Raw genomic sequence first — 2,391 nt, 5'->3', positions numbered from 1 at the left:
GGCGCTGGGGAGGTGGTTTGGCGTGGATCCGCAGAACCAGTTTGCATCGCCTTATACAGGAATGGGGAATAATCCGGTGATGGGTATTGATCCGGACGGGGAGTTTGTACAATTCTTGGTACCCATGATTATAGCAGGGTATGCCAATGTGGTTGTCCAAGGGATGTCGGGAAATATTGACAATGCCTGGCAAATGTTTGGGGCTTTCGGAATGGGGGCAGCGACCTCTGCCCTGTCCGCCGGAGCTGGCATGGGCTTTTCAGCCGGGTTAAATGCCATGGGGGTGGGTGTTCAGGCATCCAATTTTATTGGTGGAGCACTTGGCTCATTTAGTGGCAATATCCTTATGGGAGGTTTGCCTACCAGCTCATTTGGGTGGGCCTCAGCAATAGGGAATTCAGCATTAATGGGAAGCATTCAAGCCAATGCAAACCCTTTGGGTCTATCGCAGGGCTATGAGCTACTGCTGTGGATTATGGTATGCTTAATTTAGGGGGTCGCATTGTTGAATTAGCCCCTCAAACGATTAAAGCACTAAAAGGATTTGGAACTGCTGACTGGCACAAACTTTTTGCAAGTGGAGCCAACGAAGTAGTGGGTGGCGTATATGGGGCGCATGATGCTTTTGCAAACAATCCATTTGGTGGGGCAATTTTAAGTGTCCCTGAAATGCTCGGCGGGCAGATGACGTTTAATGTAGCCTCGAAATGGGTTGGAGGCTTTAATAAAATAACGGCCGCTAGGGGGGGTACAAAGCTTTTAGGAACAGCAAGAACTAATTTATTAAGTAGGGTTCAGAACCCTAAACTTAAAAATATAGTGAATGATCTCTATCGCCCAGGAGCTAAGGTAGGGAGCGGAAGTTCAATGGATGCTTTCCGGCTTGAGAAATTAACAGGTGGAACTGTCGGAGGAAAATCACATCACACAAAGTTATTGAATTATAGAACTGCTCTACAAAGAGTATGGGGTAATAGGGCAAACCTATCACCATCAGATCGACAAATTACTAAACAACTATTACAAGATATTCAAAATGCACTTTCAGGTTATTAAAGACGACTACTACAATAAATTAATCAAGGACTTAAAAGATAAAGTACCTGAATTTCAATCCGTTTTTGATGAGGAAGATGGAGTCTATCCCATATTGGGGGAGTTTAGCAGGTTTGTGATCGAGAATATAAACGATGAAATCCTCTCAAAAAAATCTTTTGAGTTCATAGATCATGCAGTTCATGTTGGCGGAAACGAAACGGAAGATGCAATTGTACTTCAAATCTTCCAACCGGTATATGATGATGAACTGTTGGTCGCAAAAGCAAGAAACCATCTGTCTGGTAAAGCTTTAGAAATTTTTGAGAAATTCAAAAAAAGGTATGATGAAGATTCTCATTGATTGGGTAAACAAATATTTTGTTTTTAAGTCTGTATTTATCTTATGCACCACCCTCTTTATAGGAGTTGTTCTTGAAGTATCATTGGCAACCTCAATTGATCCTGTATCCATTCAACACATTGGTACATCAGAAACCTACACCTATGATGAAATTAAAAGCTCAGCTTATGCGGAAGTCGGTTTAACTGGTGGGCTAAGTCAAGTACTTTTGGTAAAAGGGATACCACAGGGTAATGAAGTTTTTGTGGAGGTAGCAAGAATGCCGCTAGGGGGGTAGGACTGCCGAAATGGGGTGGCAATATCAATGTTGGAAAGAAGTTTCAATTCTCCGTAATGTCAAAGGTTCAGGCACCTAGTATGTCTGGGCATAGAGTGGTCGGTTTTAAGTATGGTAAATTTCAAGGTACAATTGATCGACACAATTGGGCACTAAGAAAGCCGGGACAAACACCTATCAATCAGAAATTTTGGCCTTATCACTGGGGGCGAGGGAAAACTGGAGCCCATCATATCCCACATGGTTATAGCTTTGATGAAATTAGTGGTAATTTTATTAAAGGATTAAAACCATTAGATAGTATTGATTATTTATCATTACGAGAACAGATAGAGATAAAGTTATCAGGAGTGATATTATTAAATAAAATGGAGAAATTTATAGAGGTTCTAAATTTATATCCTTTAAAATATCAAGGAGGATGTTTTAAATTGGTATATAAATATAATCCAAAGGAGAATATCGTGATAGGAACTCGTTCATTTAAACTACCTCATGAAATAAATGTTAATAAAAGATTGAATAAACCATTTGAATCAAATGAGACTTATATATGTTACTAAAAAAGTCAAGTGTTGAATTAGTATTAGCTATCCTTTTTTAAAGGTAGACGGATTCCGTTGTGGGTTGGTACCAGTAAGTTTGATCGATCCGGATGAGGAGTTTGTGATTGAAGCTATGGTTGTCGGGGCTTTGCTACTTGGAGCCGGAAATG

The 2,391-nt window shown here is 40.4% G+C and carries 4 protein-coding genes and 1 pseudogene; all 5 read left to right on the top strand.

What is annotated here, in order from left to right:
- A pseudogene (locus tag DB520_RS26140) lies at positions 1-493 on the top strand (hypothetical protein); the annotation flags it as partial.
- A complete protein-coding gene (locus DB520_RS26135) occupies positions 481-1,056 on the top strand; it encodes a hypothetical protein (protein WP_114752777.1) in 576 nt (191 codons plus the stop codon). The pseudogene DB520_RS26140 and the gene DB520_RS26135, both read left to right, overlap by 13 nt.
- Positions 1,037-1,399: a DUF7674 family protein gene (locus tag DB520_RS26130; protein WP_114752775.1), complete on the top strand. Its 363-nt coding sequence runs from the start codon at positions 1,037-1,039 to the stop codon at positions 1,397-1,399. The genes DB520_RS26135 and DB520_RS26130 overlap by 20 nt, the downstream gene beginning before the upstream one ends.
- The gene (locus tag DB520_RS26125) at positions 1,380-1,676 is read left to right on the top strand and encodes a hypothetical protein (protein ID WP_157972268.1); all 297 of its coding nucleotides are present in this window, start codon (positions 1,380-1,382) and stop codon (positions 1,674-1,676) included. Before DB520_RS26130 ends, DB520_RS26125 begins: the two co-directional genes overlap by 20 nt.
- A gap of 56 nt (positions 1,677-1,732) precedes the next feature.
- On the top strand, positions 1,733-2,239 hold the full coding sequence (locus DB520_RS26120) for a hypothetical protein (RefSeq protein ID WP_114752771.1): 507 nt from the start codon (positions 1,733-1,735) through the stop codon (positions 2,237-2,239).
- The last annotated feature ends 152 nt before the right edge of the window (positions 2,240-2,391 follow it).

This window comes from Pleomorphovibrio marinus (assembly GCF_003347495.1).
In the GTDB taxonomy this organism is placed as follows: Bacteria; Bacteroidota; Bacteroidia; order Cytophagales; family Cyclobacteriaceae; genus Pleomorphovibrio; species Pleomorphovibrio marinus.
Note: the sequence above shows the minus strand (reverse complement) of the source record. Positions and strands in the feature narration are given on the sequence as shown.